Genomic DNA, 15,137 nt, shown 5'->3' with positions numbered 1-15,137 from the left:
CGGTGCCCGGCGCGGACTGCTGCTGCGGATATCCGTAGCCACCCGCGGCAGGGCCCTGCTGGTGCGGGCCGGGCGTGCCCTGAGGCGGAGTGGGCTGAGCGGGCTGCGAAGGCTGTGCGGGCTGCTGCGGTGCGCCCTGGGCGTGCGGCTGCGCCGGTACGGGAGCGTGCGGTGCGGGAACGCCCGGCGGTCCGACGGGTGCTCCGGTCGGCGGTGGTGGCGATGTCCGCCCGGCGTCCTGTTGTCCGCCGGCGGTGGAGCCACCCTGCGTGCTTTGGGCGTACCAGGCGGGTGGCTCATAGACGATTTCGAACTCGCCGGTGAGATCCACGTCGTGATCGTCGCCGTCCGAGGAAGGGCTGCCGCCGTTGTACTCGGACCGATCCCTGTTCACTGCTTGCCTCCTGGTCAGCCACTTCTGCTGAGCTGGTCGTCGTCGCGGCCGGGTGGGCCGAGTGGTGAGTCCCACGCGACTGCGATCGTCACCGCACCACCAGAAGCCTAATCACTCGCACGGCGGGACGGAAAAGCCCCCATGGGCACGGACAGAAAAGCCCCATGGGGGCGGCTTGTTCGCGCCCCGCCCCGCGCTCCGCGAGTTGGTGACGCGTCAGTCCATACGGCGGGCCACGCCGAGCAGACCCGTCTCCGCATCGGTCGGCGCGGTCATCACGAACTTGTGGTGCTTGCGAGTGCACCACAGGGCGACGCCGTCGTGAAGGGTCGGCAGGTGCTGGAGATGTTCGTCCGGGACGCCCAGAGTGTCACGTACGACATCGATCTCGTAGGGCGAGATGCGCTGGATCCCGACCAGATCGGCCTGTGCCAGCCAGCGCGGCGCGTGTTCGCTGACGAAGGGCATCACCGTCACCACGGCCTGCCACGGCACGGAGGTCACGCGCCCGCGCGGCGGGCGGACGCCGCAGTCGCGGATCAGCACCACCGGACTCGATACGGAGGGCCCCTGCGCGGGCACCCGTCCCACCGGATAGACCGTCACGCACTGCTGGCCGCCGCCCGCCGCCTGGGCCAACTGCTGCCAGGCCTGCGGACGTCCGGTCTCGACCCCCACGCGCGCTCCCGTCGCGGCGGCACGCAACGCCAGCACCTGGGCGAGCCACAGACCGCCCACCAGTACGACGTTGAAGGCGGTCGGACGGGACAGTCCGAGCACGGCCGGCTGCGATTCCGGGTCGGTGCCGATGATCACGCCGTCGTCACCGATCGGCATGTCGATCGCCGCGAGCTCGTCGGCGGTGACGACATGGCGGTTGCGGCGCGGCCCGCGCAGCCCGAAACCCGGGCTGAAGATGCGCCGTTGCTGCTGCGCCGGTTCCGGCTGCCGGATGATGGGGATCATGCCGGTGTCGGTGGGCGAGGCCACGTGCGCGGGCGTGCGTCCGGAGGCGGCGGCCCGGCCCTGCTGTCCCGGGGGCATGGTCGAGGCGGGGTGGGACATCAGTACGTACCTCCGAGCGGCAGAGTGGCGAGGGCTCCGGGGACCTGTTCGCGGTCGAGGCGCACGAGGCCGACCTTCGCGGCACTCGCGGCCCGCTCCAACTCGCGTCCCACCTGGCCGAGTTCGCTGTCGCCGCGCGCGGTGACGCGGATGTGCCCGGCGAGGGAGACACCCCGGTTGCCGGCCTTGCTCAGGGTCATGCTGAACGTCGTGGCGAGCACCGGCAGCGAGGTGAACCGCGTGACCAGTTCGGGCAGCGCCACACCGCCGCTGCCCAACTGCGGCCAGCGGGAGACCCAGTACGTCGTGTGCCACCGGTCGTCAACCCGCCAGGTCCGTACCGCCTCGACCGTACGCCGCTGGGCCGACCGCCCGTCCTGAGCGTGCTGCGCGTTGGCCCGGGGGTTCAGGCAGCTGGACGTCGCGAGCGCCTGCACCAGCTCGTTCTCGTCCAGGATGGTCGCCTGGAAGCCGGCTCCGGCCAGCCGGCTCGCCAGCTGGTCCGCCACCCGCAGCAGGGCCCGCTGTGCCCCGGGAACGCCGTCCCCGCGCGCCTGAACCGCCTCCGGGCACAGCTCCGGGTCGAGCTTGAGGGCGACCCAGGTGAGCCGGAGCGCGGGAGAACCGGCCTGCGCCTGGAGAGGGCCGTACGACCGTGCGGCGAGCGACTGTTGGGGCAGATGCGGCGCGGGCGCCGGCTGGGTGTGCTGCACGATCTGCGCGGAGGCGAGACGGATCCCGTCGACCTCCAGGGCGTCCTGGATCAGCCGAAGCGGCAGCTGCCGCCCGGCGGACTCGGGGCGCAGCGGCTGGTCCCCCGGCTGCACGAAGAGCACGGCGGTCAGGAAGGTCCCGTCGCCGATCATGCCGATCGAGCGGTTGTCACGGGACACGAAGGCGTACGTCCGCAGGGCGGGGTCGCACTCCAGGACCGGGGCCAGCATCGCGTCCGTCCCGGGCGGCACGGGCAGCTTGGCGTCGCGTCGGCGCTGCCGCAGCGCGCGCGTCGTCTCGTACCACTCGGGCAGCGGGCGCCGGCCCCGGCGCAGGACCGCCAGGAGCAGCAGCAGCGCCGCCACGGCACCGGCCGGGGCCAGCAGCCAGGACGCGTCGATGGCCCAGGCGGCCACCATGACGGCCGCCGCGAGCTCCACGAGAACGAGCTGCTGCAGCCGCACAGGGCCCAGACCGCCGGGCCGGGGCAGCGTGCGCGGCGACGCGGCCGCGGGAGCGGCCGGAGCGGCTGACGCACGTCTGCGGCTCGGATCTCCCTGTTGCTGCGGTGCGCGGCGTCCGCGCCGAGTGCTCGTAGCGCTGGTCATCCCCCGGGACATCCCTTTCGCGAAGTAATGGCCGTGGCGTCGGGCGGGATCCGCTGTCCGAGATCCCGGCATCCCGGCGACGGGCCAGGGGCGTCGATGGCCCACATCATGCAAGGCGAGTGGCTCACGGTACCCGTTGTGGAACGCGAGGCGACACAGGGGACACCGAAACCCCAGGTGGTCAGCCTGTCACGGACCGACCCGGCATGGTGGAGCGCTGTGGTGAAGCTCTGTGAAGATGCGGGGGCGGCCGTACACCTGGTGGACCGTGGTCCCGGGGCGCAGGGCATAGTAGGTGCCTGCGTGGCCGAAGCGGCCTTTCGAGAACGATCGAGCACGATCGAGCAGTAAAAACGAGCACGATCGAGCAGTAAAAAAACGGGAGAAACGGGGACCATGGCAAAGCGTCAGGATGAGCTCGCCGCCTACACGTTCGCTCGCAAGCGCACCGTCGCGGCGTTTCTGGCGCCGTCGCCGGGCGGCTCCGAGGAAGGCGCGCCGCGTCCCATCCGAACGGTGATGCCCAGTCTGGCGGTCGGCGTCGTACTGGTGGTGGGCTTCATCGCCTGGGGCGTGATCAAGCCGGCGGCGCCCAAGGGTTGGAACACCCCCGGCGAGTACATCATCGTCGACAGCGACTCCACGACGCGCTACGTCGTCCTCGACGACGAGACGTCGAACGGCAAGAAGACCCCGACGCTGCATCCCGTGCTCAACTACGCCTCCGCCAAGCTCCTTCTCGACAAGGGCAAGGGCAGCGTCATCGAGGTCCCCGGCAAGGAGATCGACAAGAGCGGCATCCCGCACGGCGCGACCCTGGGTATCCCGTACGCCCCCGACCGGCTGCCCTCCAAGGACGACGCGGAGAAGGCGAAGACCTGGGCGGTGTGCGAGCGCCCGGCCCCGGGATCGGCCTCCGCCATCGACCGTGCCGTCTTCGTCCTCGACGCCGACGACGCCAAGTCGCTGGGCAACGCCGGCAAGGTCGACCCCCGCGAGGCCCTCTATGTCATCGACCCCAGGACCGAACGGGAATACCTGGTCGACGGCAAGGGCAACGCCTTCCTGCTGGGTGCCCCGTCGGGTCTAGACGACACCACCATGGAGCAGCTGCGCGCGGCGGTCATCGGCACGACGGCCGAGCCGCAGCCGGTGAGCCAGGAGTGGCTGCGCACCCTCAACGAAGGCGGGATCATCGGCTTCCCGGACGTCCCGTCCGTCGGCGAGCCGACCTCGGTCGAGGGACTCCCCGCCGACGCGCAGACGGTGGGCCGGGTACTCAAGGCGCGGGACGCGCAGGGCGACAAGTACTACGTCGTCCTCGAGGACGGGGTCGCCGCCGTCACGCCCTTCGTGGCCGACCTGCTCAAGGCTTCGCCCTCCGCCAAACTGGCGTACGGGACGGACGGGATCGACGACATCCAGGTCGACACCCCGGACATCATCGCGGCCAACGGCGGCCCGGCAGACAGCTTCTACGGGGACAAGGGCTGGCCCCAGACCGTTCCGCGGCAGGCCAACTCCGCGGCCACGGCGACGGACGAGGCCCGCACCACCTCGTGCAGCGTCTACAACGGCACCATCGGCCAGGACAGGAAGCCGCAGCTCGCCGCCTGGGCCGGAACGACGTACCCCAAGAGGGTCATCGCCGATTCCCTGAGCGCGTACGTCTCGTCCGGCTCGGGCCTCCTCTTCCAGGAGGTCACCGGTACGGCGGGGGGCGGCGGTGCGACGTACCTGCTGACGGACACGGGCCTGCGGTACTCGCTGCCGGCGAACAACGACAGTGCGGCGGAGGGAAACGGCGGCGGTTCGTCTTCCTCGGCGGGCGGGGCGGACGGGTCGGGAGGGGCTGAGGGCTCGCAGGGTGCGAGCGAGACGGACAAGGCGCGCACCCGGCTGGGCTACGAGGACGTCTCCAACCCGGCGATCGTGCCGCAGACCTGGGCGACGTTCATCCCCAAGGGACCCACTCTGGACACCGGCAGCGCGTCGCAGCCGCAGAGCCAGTGACGGGTCAACGGGCTGACCGACAGGCCGACTTGGCGGACTTGAGAGAGTAAGACGGTGCACGGGTCACAAGACGATCGCCCAAGTGTGTGAGCCGTGTAACTGATTGGTCGTGCCTGTGGATGAGAGACAGGCAGACGATAGAGTGTTTGCAGCGCTCTACGGTGCGAAGCTTCTCCGGGCACCAGTGCACCAGTGCAGGTTTCCCGGATCAACGACGACATGGGGGAAGGTTCAACATGGCCGGCCAGTTCCGGGTAACAGAGGACGAACTCACCAAGCTCTCCGGTGACATCAGCACCGTCAGCGGTCAGCTGCAGGGCGAAATCCGCCGTCTCAACGGAGTGATCGACCAGATCGCCGGCGGTTGGCAGGGCCAGGCGGCCCAGTCCTACCGCCAGCTGCAGGACCGTTGGAACTCGGACGCGAAGAGGATGAGCGACATCCTCAACGACATCAAGGAAGCCGTGGACTCCACGCGGAGCAACTACTCCGCGTCGGAAGAGCAGCAGAACAGCGAGATCAGCAAGATCATGTCCGACTTCGGCTGATCGAGCCGACGGACTCCGGTCGATCTGTATCGACTTCCATCGATCTTTGTCGACCTGCATCGATCTCGACCGATCTCCACTGACTTCTCTTCTTACGACTCTTCCTGAAAGGGAACGACGATGTCGATCCTCGTCAATTACGCAACCATCACCAACGCGTCCACGGACGTGAAGACGACCGCCGGCCGCATCAAGCAGCAGCTCGACGACCTCGAGGCCGCGGTCAAGCGCGTCGCCAACTCCTGGGAAGGTGAGGCGCAGGAGGGTTACCAGCGCAAGCAGCGCGAGTGGGACCAGACCGCCGCCGACCTGCACGCGACCCTGCTGAAGATCTCCACCGCCCTGCAGAGCGCGGCCGAGAACTACCAGGCCACCGAGAAGAGCAACGCCTCTACTTGGGGCTGAGCCCGTCGGCGACCCGAGGGACATGAGATGAAGAGGATCGGCCCAGCGGATGCCATGGCGTCTGCTGGGCCGAACTCTGCTTCGGGGGCGTACACGGCTTCTGCGGAACTGCGCGCAGTTTCTGCGGGACCGCGCATAGCTCCTGCGGGACTGTACGCGGTACATCCCGCAAATCTTCACACTCATCACACTCGTCGCACCATCCATCACACACACATGACCCAGCTTCGAAGGAAGCAAGGAAGCCCTGGGGGCCTGGATATGGAGGTCCTGAACGTGGAGGGCCTGAACGTGAAGGGCCGGACAGCCCGTTCGCGTAGCCGCAACAGTGGAACCCGCGCACTGCAGCGGGCTTTTGGCGTGCTCGCGGTGACGGGTATCTGCCTTGCGTCGACGCCGGCGGCATTCGCCGACCCGGCGATGTCCACCCGCCTCACGGACGCAGGCAAGTCGGCCTCATCCGCCTCAGGGGGCGCGGACTTCGGTCTGTCGGCCAGCACGGAGTGCGTCTTCGGCGGTGACGTCATCAAGTCCACGCCGTGGTCGCTCCAGCGGATCCTCCTGGACCAGCTGTGGGAACAGGCGAAAGGCAAAGGCGTCACGGTCGCGGTGATCGACACGGGCGTCGACAACCGCAACACCCAGTTGCGCAGCGCCGTGGCCGGCGGCGAGTCCTACGTCGGCGGCTCCGCCACCCAGGACATCGAAGGCCACGGCACCCGGGTGGCGGGCATCATCGCCGCGCGCCCGATAAAGGGCACGGGCTTCGTGGGCATCGCTCCGGAGGCCAAGATCCTCTCCTACCGCTACACGGGTGGGGAGGGGGAAGAGGGGCAGGGCGACTCGGGAACCATGTCCCGGGCGATCAAGGACGCGGTCGCCAAGGGCGCGGAGATCATCAACATCTCGTCGGACACCGCGAACAAGAAGGACAACGAGGGCCTACGGCTTGCCGTGGCGGATGCCGTGAGCAAGGGCGCCCTCATCATCGCCGCCGCCGGCAACGACGGCGCCGACGGCAAGTCCGCGAAGACGTATCCCGCCTCGTACGACGGCGTCCTGGCGGTCGCGGCCTCCGACCGCAACGACGAACGGGCCTTCTTCTCACAGGCGGGCGACTTCGTGGACGTCGCGGCCCCGGGCGTCGGCATGGTCTCCACCGTCCCCGGCGGCGGCCAGTGCACAGCCGACGGCACGAGCTTCGCGGCGCCGTACGTCGCGGGTGTCGCGGCCCTGCTGAAGGAGAAGCACCCGGAGTGGAAGGCGTCCCAGATCGCCACCCGCATCAAGGAGACCGCCCAACGGCCGGGGCGGGAGCCCAACCGCTTCATCGGGTGGGGCGTCGTGGATCCGGTCGCCGCGTTGTCGGAGGAGTCGACGCCGGGTACGTCTCCGAAGCCGGACCCGCCGGTGGTGGCTGGATCGGGTGGGGTCGTCCCTATGGCGGTGACCATGGGGGAGAGCGAGGCGGAGCGGGAACGCCGGGTAGCTATTTACGTGCTGGGTACGGGACTTGCGCTGGCCCTTGTGGTTGCGGGGAGTGGGGTGGCTGTGCGGGACTGGCGTAGCAAGCGGGTTGGACGAGCTGGGCGGGTCGGACGGACTGGGCAGTCGGGTTAGCCGACGCGGTTGGCCGACTTGGGCGATGACTTGGGCACCGAGTGGGTGCTGACAACTTGAGGAACAGGGAACAGGGGAGAGGACAACGGGGTATGAGTAACGGGATGCGGGTTGATCTGAGCGCGCTGGATGAGGTCATCCGGAAGCTCTGGAGGTTGCTGGACGACATGGACAAGGCCGGCACCACGTCGAAGTACGAGACGGAACTCTCGATGGACGCCTTCGGCCAGTCTTGCTACTTCGCAGAAGCCAGGGACCTGCATACGGCTCAGGTCAAGTTGAAAAGCGATATCGAGGGCATCATCAAGAAGCTCCACGCGCTGATTGACGACTTCAGCACGAAGACCTCGAAGGTCCGGGACAAGTACAACAACGAGGAGCACGAGATCAAGACGAGCGTCGGGGGCGACTCGGGTGGCTCCACCAAGGGCAAGCTGGCGGCAGGCTAGTCGGGTTCCGGAAAGCACTGACGAGGGGAGTAGAGCATGGCCGGTGACAATGTAGACAACGTGGAAGGCCGGGACGTCCGGAGGCAGCAGGAAAGGGCGGCAGAGCAGGAAAGAGAGCACGACCGCCTCCTTGAGTCCGACAAGGTCGCAAACAACGGTGAGGGTATCGACCGCGCGGCCTTCAAGACGGACTTCATTTCCTACTCGATCAACGGCCTGCGCTCGATGATCCTGGACTCTAAGCCTGGCAGGATTGCGGAGGTTGGGACTCACTGGAAGCAGGTCCACAACATCCTGTCCGGTGGCGACGGGAACGGCAAGGCCGGCGGTGTGGATGCGGTCTCGGCGAATGACAGCGTCGCGGGCCTGCTGAAGACCGCTGTCGAGAACGTCCTGGAGCACTGGGAAGGCCAAGCGGCTGAAGCCTTCCAGCGGAGGGCGGACAACATCGGGGTCGAGATTCGGAACGGGGCTGCGCACGCCAACTTCATGGCGGAGCAACTCTTTGCGATCAGCAAGGACCTCGACGCTGCCATAATCAAGATGGAGGCCATCAAGGAACCGTCTACGGCTGAGCGTGCGGGCGACAGGCTCAATGACGGTGGCCGGGATGACTCCCAGATGAGGAAGGATCTGGCTGCAGGCGCCAGCGCCGACACGGTTGCCCAGGCGAACGAGAAGAGCCTGTCGCTCCAGATGGAGCGGCGCTTGGAAGCCGTGGCGGTGATGGAGGAGTTGGCGGCCAACTACCAGGTCTATTCGAAGAACCTCAAGAGCGGCGGGGCAATCAACGACAGAGAGGGCGTCAGCCCTCCGTCAAATGACGTGACGATGCCTCTCCCGATCTCATCACCAGGTGCTTCGGCGGGTGGGCCGAATACGGGGCGTGTGAGCAACAAGCCGTGGAGTGCAGGTCCGACTACTAGCATCAAGCAAGCCCCCACGGTGCCCCGTGACCAGGGCATCACGGGAGGCGCGCAGCTCCCGACAGCCAAGACGAAGGTGGACAGCATCTCCCCGGGCCTGACGGGGACTGGCCCCAGCACAGGCTCGGCCGGAGTCGGCGGCGGTGGCGGCGGCCTCGGTGCTGGCGGGGCCCAGGGCCCGGGCATCGTGGCTCCTGGCGGAGCGTCCGGCCTCGGGCGTGGTGCTGCCGCACGCGGCGGTGTCGGAGCCGCGGGCGGTCGCGGTGGTCTGGCTGGTGGCGGCGCGGCAGCAGGCCGCGGTGCCGGAGGTCGAGCCGGTATGGGCGGCATGGGTGGCGCGGGAGCCGGTACGGCTGGCCGAGGCGGTGCAGGCGCTGGCGGTCGTGGAGCCCTCGCGAAGTCCCGTGGCGGTGTGGTCGGCGCGGCCAAGGGGGTCACTGGCAAGGGTGCCGGCGGTGGTGCGGGCCTGCACGGTAGCCGCGGCGGAACGCAACGCGGCGCCATGATGGGCGGAGCTGGCGGTATGGGCGGCCGCAATGGCCGACGGCCCGAGGACGAGAACAGCAGGGGCGACCGTCCCGACTACCTGGTCGAGGACGAAGAGACCTGGATCTCGGAAGAAGACCGTAACCGGAACGTACCGCGGACCATCGAGTAGGCACACGGGCGAGCCGCACGAAGGAAACGTGCGGCTCGCTTGCCTGAAGGCTGGCGGAACCAGTCGCAGTTGAGTGAGGAGCAAGGAATTGGGTCACAAGCGATTCTCGTCCACGACAGGCGTCGTGGCGTTGACAGGAGCCTTGCTCCTCACTTCAGCCCCGACTGCCTCAGCGGATTACATCCGTGATAAGCAGTGGGTCATTGAGGTCATTGACTTCAAGAAAGTCTGGTCAGAGTCGCAGGGGCAGGGCGTCACTGTTGCAGTCGTCGACACTGGTGTAGACGCCAGTCATCCTGACCTGGTTGGCCAAGTACTAAAGGGCGCGGACGTCACTGGAAACGGCGAAAATGGCCACAATGACACCAGCGGTCATGGTACCGGAATGGCTAGCATCATTGCAGGGCAGGGGCATGGGGCGAACAATTCGTCTGGCGTAATTGGCCTGGCGCCGAAGGTTAAGATTCTCCCAATCAAGGCTGCCAAGGTCGACGATTTCAATGATGATGAATGGGCCGATGGAATCCGATATGCAGTTGATCAGGGTGCAGACGTGATCAACCTGTCGTTCACTGATTCCCTAGCTTCTCCCGGCTCTGAGGGTGCCAAAGCAATCGAGTATGCGCAGCAGCATGACGTTGTTGTCGTGGCCGGTACTGGAAATGATGGAATCGCGGAGTTGCCCTATCCTGCGAAGCTGCCAGGGGTGGTGGCTGTAGGTGCAGTTGACGAGTCTCTGAAGGTCTGGGAGAACTCCAATTATGGTGATGGAGTAACACTCACTGCTCCCGGTGTCAATATCGTCGAGGCTGATCCGAGCCAGTCCAGTGGCTATTCACAGGGAACGGGCACCTCTGATGCAACGGCCTACGTCTCGGCTACCGCTGCCCTCGTTCGCGCCAAGTACCCCGATCTCACGGCAGGCCAGGTCATCAACCGCCTGATCAAGTCGGCCACGTTCCTCGACCACGACGTCAAAGAGACGCCCGACGATGAGTATGGCTACGGCATCATCAGCCCGTACGCGGCGCTGACGAGGGACATCCCCACGGGTCCCAAGCAGGGCCCCCTCGCCCAGGCGTCGCCGTCCACGTCCACGAATTCAGGTGCCGCCTCCGACGATAACGACAGCACGAGTGTGGCCAAGAAAAAGAAGAAGTCCTTCTCAGGTAGCACTCTCCTCATCGCCGGTATCGCAGCCGCAGTTGTCGTCATCGGCATCCTCTTCGCGGTACTCCGTAATCGCCGCAACGGAGGCGGCGGTGGCCCCGGCTCCAGCGGCGGAACCCCCCCTCACGGCACGGGCTACCCGCCCCAGCCCCCGACGGGCTACCAGCCATACCCCAACGCAACTCCTCCCAACCAGGGGTACCCCACTCCCCCCGGACAGTCCCCTCAGCACCCCAACCCCTACGCCCAACAGCCCCCGCACCAGGGGCAGTAGGAGTAGCCCTCGGTCCGTGGGAAGGAGTGCGCATTGTTTGCTCCTTCTTCACAAGGCGATTGCCCGGATCATCGGTGCTCGTGTGCCTCCGACGCCTTTCGTCGGAGGCACCTCGCTTGATAGCCGCGAGAGGATGTCCAGCATCCGGTAGTTCAGAACTCCGACCGTGCCACGATGCAAAGCTTCCGGGGCAACGGCAGCGCAGCGAACCAGTCCGAGAACACGAAGGGATCTTCCTTAATGGGTGCTATCGCCCTTGTCGTCGGCGTTATCGGCATTGGAGCCGTGATTGCAGCCATCACCGTCTTCGCCGTAACCCGTAGCCGCCGCAATTCTGGCACCAGCTCGGTCAATCCTGGCGCCGGAACTTACCCCCATGAAACGGGTTACCCGCCCCAGCAGCCGTACCCTCCAAATCAGGGGTACCCCGCTCCCCCCGGACAGCCGCCCCAGTACCCCAACTCCCACGCCCAACAATCCCCAAACCATGGCCAGTAAGTAGCCGCCTCACCACTTTCGGCCCGCAGCACGTACACCACCAAGATGAGGACAGAGATGGCTGATGACGGAACCTCGTACTACGAGCCTGGAGCAGGCAGGGAACTGGCGCGCAAGTTCGAGATGCAGGCATATGACCTGAGGGCCTACCTCAAGAAGTTCGAGGCGGAGACAGGGGAAGAGGCGATCACTGATGGCTTCGGCGTCCTGACGGAATCGGAGGAGGTCACATCCGCGTACATCTCTTACTCCGCGGACGTTGCCAGCGCCATGAAGGTCGTGCATGAGCACTTGGACAAGATTGCCGACGCTTTGCGGAAGGTGAACAGGGACACCGAAACCACCGACGACGACCTCGCGGTCCTCTTCGGGAAGCAAGCGGACGGTGATCGGTGAGCGGGAACGAGTCTGCTGCAGAAGAGATCATCGAACTCGGCATCGAGGTCATCAATCCTGGCGGTCGCCCGGATGAGTTGGAAGCCGCGGCCAAGGCGTGGCGCCAGCTGAAATCTGATGTTGAAGGCCTGGTTAAGGACCTGGACAAGGACGTCAGAGGAACCGTTGGGCACAGATGGCGTGGTGAGGCAGCCAATGCCTTCCAAGCTCATTGGGACGAGTTCGCGGCTGCCGCGCTGAGCGCGACGGACGACTTTGACGAAGCGGCCAAGGGCCTTGAGGATGCCGCCAAGAGCATTCGCGAGGTCAACGACGAGATCCACGACATCTATGTGGAGATCGGGATCTCCATCGGAGTCTCGGTGGGCATGTCGTTCCTCACGCTGGGCGTCTCGGCGGCAGCCGGCACAGCGCGAGTCACCATGCTGGTCACAAGGGCTCTCGACGCCGCGGGCCGTCTGGGCAGGCTCCTACGGGCGATCGGCACCGCGTTCCGGAACCTGTACAACTCGGGGAAGGCAGGGAAACTCGCCGCTGAGGGGCTGCTGAACTGGGCTGGTGGCACCGCTGGTGGCATGGTTACCAGCCAACTAAGCGGCAAGGGCTGGGAAGTCGGAACCAACATGATCGGAGGCCTGACGGGTGCGACCGTCGGGACTGCCGGAAGCAAGGTCGTGACCGCGCTGGGCGGTAAGGAGATCCTCAGCGGGATCGCTGGCGGAGCGGCTGGAGGGATGTCGGGAGACTATGTGGACTCCCTGCGCAAGGGCGAGGACTTCGACATCAGACAGAGTGCCGTCACCGGTATCGCTGGAGGGGCCGCCGGAGGGCTCGGTGGCGGGGCGCGGGCGGTCGACAGGGGTCTCGACGACATGGCCCGAGGCCTGAGGAACGAGAACGACTTCGCTTACAGCGGGGATCGGCCGGAGCACCAGCAGACCGGAGTCGATGCCGCCTTCGGCGCATCCACTCCCGTAGCGGGGGGCGTTTCCGCGAACACTGCGAAGGACGGGTTCGACGGCGTGGACAAGAGTGCGGAAGAGGCTCAGAAGGCTGCCGCGCGGGGCGTCGAGGGCGACCAGGAGACGGCAACGGACCGGATTCGCGAGGACTTCGGCTGATGAGGTACGCGGAAGTGACTCGTACGCCTTCCAAGGTGTCCGCCAAGATTGGCGCGTGGTGCGCGGGTGTGGGGTTGATGGCGGCGACGTCCGTGCTCGGGCTGTGGCTGTTCGGTAACGCCCCAGAGCTGCGACGGCAGCTGGTTCTGGCTTCCCTTGGCTGTGCGCTCATCTGTGTCGCGGTGATCGCGCTGCAGCAACGGTCGTCAGGGGGACGGCGGCCGCTCGGCGAGGTTGTCGCGGCTGAGTGCACTCAAGCGGCTGAAGAGGCACACGGCTCGACCGCGGAACTCGTCTCGGCGCCACTCACGCTCCCTTCGAGGCGAGGGCAGCAGCTTCGAAGCCTTGCCTGGGTGATCGGGATCTCCACCGTGCTTATAGGGGTCTTCGCTCTGGCGGTTGGAGCACCGCAGAGGTCGGAGCTGGTGGAGCGCATCCATTCGGCCGGAGCCGAGTTCGGAGTCGCAAGGGCTGAAAAGGTCAGCGATATCCAACGAAAGTCCTCCAGGGGCAAGGATCCCTACACGGCGACGGTGGTCGTCCAGTTGCCTGTCAATGCCGGCGGCGTGCCCGTGTCGGCAACGGTCAAGGCGACCACGAAGAAGCCGTTGAGTCCCGGCGACCCAGTGGAGGTGCTGTATGCGCCCGCACAGCCGCGGCTGGGCGCGGTAGCGGGGGGCGAGCGCAGCCTCGGCTCGGAACTGCGTGGGGAAACAATGCCCGCGTACATGCGCTGGCTATTCGTCGCCGCATGGGTTCTCAGCTGTATCGCCGCCGTAAGCCATGTGTCGACCAAGCATGGTTTTCGCTCGTATTCACGCCTGGGCAAGAAGGACAAGGGCATTCGGGGGCACTACACCCGAGTTGGTGGGCTTGGCGCTTCGGCCGAGCACGGATCGCAGGGGAAGGACATCTATCTAGAGATCCGGACGGACGCTGGACGGGTGTATTTCCGCACAAATTTCCGCAAGCGCGGTTTGCCGGAGGTGATGGAAGGCCAGCAGCTCTGGCTGTGCTGGGACGCTCAGCGAGGAGCGCGTGGTTCGCGGATCTCTCCGAGCAGGACGCCCGCGGCGTTGGTGTTCGACACAGGATTGGTCGTGCACGGAATGGTGAGCGTTGACGAGGCGCGGTTGTTGAACGACAGTGGTTTTTCCGTCGAGAAGCTCGGCACTTCTCCGATAGAGGACCGGATGTTCCGGCTATTTGATTTTCGTTCCCAGTGGCCCCTCTTTGTCGAGCCGTTGGTATTGCAGACCTGCGTGGTAGTCATAGCCTGCGCTGCGTTGCTGACGTTCGACGTGGCGACTGGGTGGCGATGGGCGGCGGGAATCGTCGGATTCCTCGGAGTGTTCGCGGCCAGTGGAGCGTATTTGAGCGAGGATACTCCTACGAAACTGGCCGCAGAATAGCCATTACTCGGCACACGTCGGCTTGCTGACCGTGCAGAACGAAATCAGTTCGCGCACAGCGGCGCGCCTGGCGCGACAGCGACGGAAGCGACGGCCCACGACCGGCAGCCCGAGCCGCGGAGTTTCGACGAGCGGATGGCCACGGCTGAGACGGTCACCCAGAAGAGAATGCGAGAGAACTTCGGGTGACCTCCGGTGGGGTCGATGGAACACGACATACAGGAGGGCTCGGATGACGCCGGTCAGGACGGACGCCGTCCCCCGGGAGTTGGCGATGGCGGCGCTCCCGGGAGACCGCGTGGTCCACCTGCAGACCGTGGCGGCCACTCCCGGCTGCGCAAGCCGCCGAAGCGGCGACGGCCGGGCTCCCGCGTCCTCCCTTAGGGAGGGCACCGCCCCCGGCCGTCCGTCGGCGTACGGGCAACGGGCGTGGTTGACCGGCTTCCTGGCGTGGCTCACCGCCCAAATTGGACTGCCGCGGCGAGATGGCGTACCGCCGGATGGTGTAGCCGATCAAGGCACCGGAATCCGCAGGTCGGCGACGGCGGTTCCGGCGGACCGGGGGTTCAACTCGCCCCAGCAGGGCGCCTCGTGGACTGCCGCTTCGGCGGAGATCGTCAGGGACCTCGTACCGGAACGCGTAACCCTTGATCCCCTACACCACGACGCGGGACACGACCCGCGGCGATCTGCTTCTGATGCCATTTCGGGGGCTCTTGTGGCTCTGTCGAAGCAAGGTGAAGCGCCAGCGGGAGAAGAGACTCAACGGCGGATGGGACAGTGCGGCGGGCGGCCTGGGGATTGCTGTGTCCGTCTGGGATGCCCCCGGCCCGTCCTCCAGAAGCTTGTCCTGGATCGCGTCGGCC

Annotated in this window: 14 protein-coding genes; 10 read left to right on the top strand and 4 right to left on the bottom strand. The window is 66.6% G+C overall.

The features are described from left to right. From AQJ91_RS54200 to eccE, 3 genes are all read right to left on the bottom strand, one after another. Positions 1-394: SCO5717 family growth-regulating ATPase (locus AQJ91_RS54200; protein ID WP_267891315.1), on the bottom strand; the 394-nt coding region annotated here is incomplete at its 3' end. 216 nt (positions 395-610) lie between these two features. Continuing rightward, on the bottom strand, positions 611-1,459 hold the full coding sequence (locus tag AQJ91_RS45905) for a hypothetical protein (RefSeq protein WP_067035529.1): 849 nt from the start codon (positions 1,457-1,459) through the stop codon (positions 611-613). After that, entirely contained in the window at positions 1,459-2,781 is a 1,323-nt protein-coding gene (gene eccE / locus AQJ91_RS45900) for a type VII secretion protein EccE (protein WP_199848204.1), read from the bottom strand. The genes AQJ91_RS45905 and eccE overlap by 1 nt, the downstream gene beginning before the upstream one ends. Before the next feature lie 396 nt (positions 2,782-3,177). Here eccE and eccB point away from each other — a divergent pair, with 396 nt between their 5' ends. The 10 genes from eccB (at position 3,178) to AQJ91_RS45845 (ending at position 14,271) form a co-directional block, all read left to right on the top strand. Continuing rightward, a complete protein-coding gene (gene eccB, locus AQJ91_RS45895; RefSeq protein WP_067035526.1) occupies positions 3,178-4,794 on the top strand; it encodes a type VII secretion protein EccB in 1,617 nt (538 codons plus the stop codon). A 236-nt stretch (positions 4,795-5,030) separates the two neighbouring features. Next, entirely contained in the window at positions 5,031-5,342 is a 312-nt protein-coding gene (locus AQJ91_RS45890; protein WP_030602125.1) for a WXG100 family type VII secretion target, read from the top strand. A 120-nt stretch (positions 5,343-5,462) separates the two neighbouring features. Continuing rightward, positions 5,463-5,747, top strand: a complete 285-nt coding sequence (locus tag AQJ91_RS45885; protein ID WP_067035523.1) for a WXG100 family type VII secretion target — start codon at positions 5,463-5,465, stop codon at positions 5,745-5,747. 360 nt (positions 5,748-6,107) lie between these two features. Continuing rightward, entirely contained in the window at positions 6,108-7,367 is a 1,260-nt protein-coding gene (gene mycP, locus AQJ91_RS45880; RefSeq protein ID WP_067035579.1) for a type VII secretion-associated serine protease mycosin, read from the top strand. Positions 7,368-7,459: 92 nt separating this feature from the next. Then, positions 7,460-7,816: a hypothetical protein gene (locus AQJ91_RS45875; RefSeq protein WP_159054814.1), complete on the top strand. Its 357-nt coding sequence runs from the start codon at positions 7,460-7,462 to the stop codon at positions 7,814-7,816. A 36-nt stretch (positions 7,817-7,852) separates the two neighbouring features. After that, positions 7,853-9,400, top strand: a complete 1,548-nt coding sequence (locus tag AQJ91_RS54195; RefSeq protein WP_159054813.1) for a hypothetical protein — start codon at positions 7,853-7,855, stop codon at positions 9,398-9,400. A 124-nt stretch (positions 9,401-9,524) separates the two neighbouring features. After that, positions 9,525-10,844 carry a type VII secretion-associated serine protease mycosin gene (gene mycP, locus AQJ91_RS51410; protein WP_234383430.1) on the top strand — a complete coding sequence of 440 codons (1,320 nt, stop codon included), beginning with the start codon at positions 9,525-9,527 and terminating at the stop codon, positions 10,842-10,844. A 543-nt stretch (positions 10,845-11,387) separates the two neighbouring features. Next, positions 11,388-11,738, top strand: a complete 351-nt coding sequence (locus tag AQJ91_RS45855) for a hypothetical protein (protein WP_234383429.1) — start codon at positions 11,388-11,390, stop codon at positions 11,736-11,738. After that, positions 11,735-12,859 carry a WXG100 family type VII secretion target gene (locus AQJ91_RS45850; protein WP_067035505.1) on the top strand — a complete coding sequence of 375 codons (1,125 nt, stop codon included), beginning with the start codon at positions 11,735-11,737 and terminating at the stop codon, positions 12,857-12,859. The genes AQJ91_RS45855 and AQJ91_RS45850 overlap by 4 nt, the downstream gene beginning before the upstream one ends. Positions 12,860-12,894: 35 nt before the next feature. Then, positions 12,895-14,271 (top strand): hypothetical protein, encoded by a 1,377-nt coding sequence (locus AQJ91_RS45845; protein WP_159054812.1) that lies wholly within the window; start codon positions 12,895-12,897, stop codon positions 14,269-14,271. A 655-nt stretch (positions 14,272-14,926) separates the two neighbouring features. Here AQJ91_RS45845 and AQJ91_RS57000 read toward each other — a convergent pair. Next, positions 14,927-15,137, bottom strand: a 211-nt coding sequence (locus AQJ91_RS57000) for a hypothetical protein (RefSeq protein ID WP_234383428.1), incomplete at its 5' end; no start/stop codon positions are given.

This window comes from Streptomyces dysideae (assembly GCF_001514305.1).
Lineage (GTDB): Bacteria > Actinomycetota > Actinomycetes > Streptomycetales > Streptomycetaceae > Streptomyces > Streptomyces dysideae.
This window is presented reverse-complemented; position numbering and strand designations above follow the sequence as displayed.

Bases quoted from the DNA above. Each gene is read 5' to 3' on its own strand.
- AQJ91_RS45905 (WP_067035529.1), bottom strand. From the start codon at position 1,459: ATGTCCCACCCCGCCTCGACCATGCCCCCGGGACAGCAGGGCCGGGCC.
- eccE (WP_199848204.1), bottom strand. From the start codon at position 2,781: ATGACCAGCGCTACGAGCACTCGGCGCGGACGCCGCGCACCGCAGCAA.
- eccB (WP_067035526.1), top strand. From the start codon at position 3,178: ATGGCAAAGCGTCAGGATGAGCTCGCCGCCTACACGTTCGCTCGCAAG.
- AQJ91_RS45890 (WP_030602125.1), top strand. From the start codon at position 5,031: ATGGCCGGCCAGTTCCGGGTAACAGAGGACGAACTCACCAAGCTCTCC.
- AQJ91_RS45885 (WP_067035523.1), top strand. From the start codon at position 5,463: ATGTCGATCCTCGTCAATTACGCAACCATCACCAACGCGTCCACGGAC.
- AQJ91_RS45875 (WP_159054814.1), top strand. From the start codon at position 7,460: ATGAGTAACGGGATGCGGGTTGATCTGAGCGCGCTGGATGAGGTCATC.
- AQJ91_RS54195 (WP_159054813.1), top strand. From the start codon at position 7,853: ATGGCCGGTGACAATGTAGACAACGTGGAAGGCCGGGACGTCCGGAGG.
- AQJ91_RS45855 (WP_234383429.1), top strand. From the start codon at position 11,388: ATGAGGACAGAGATGGCTGATGACGGAACCTCGTACTACGAGCCTGGA.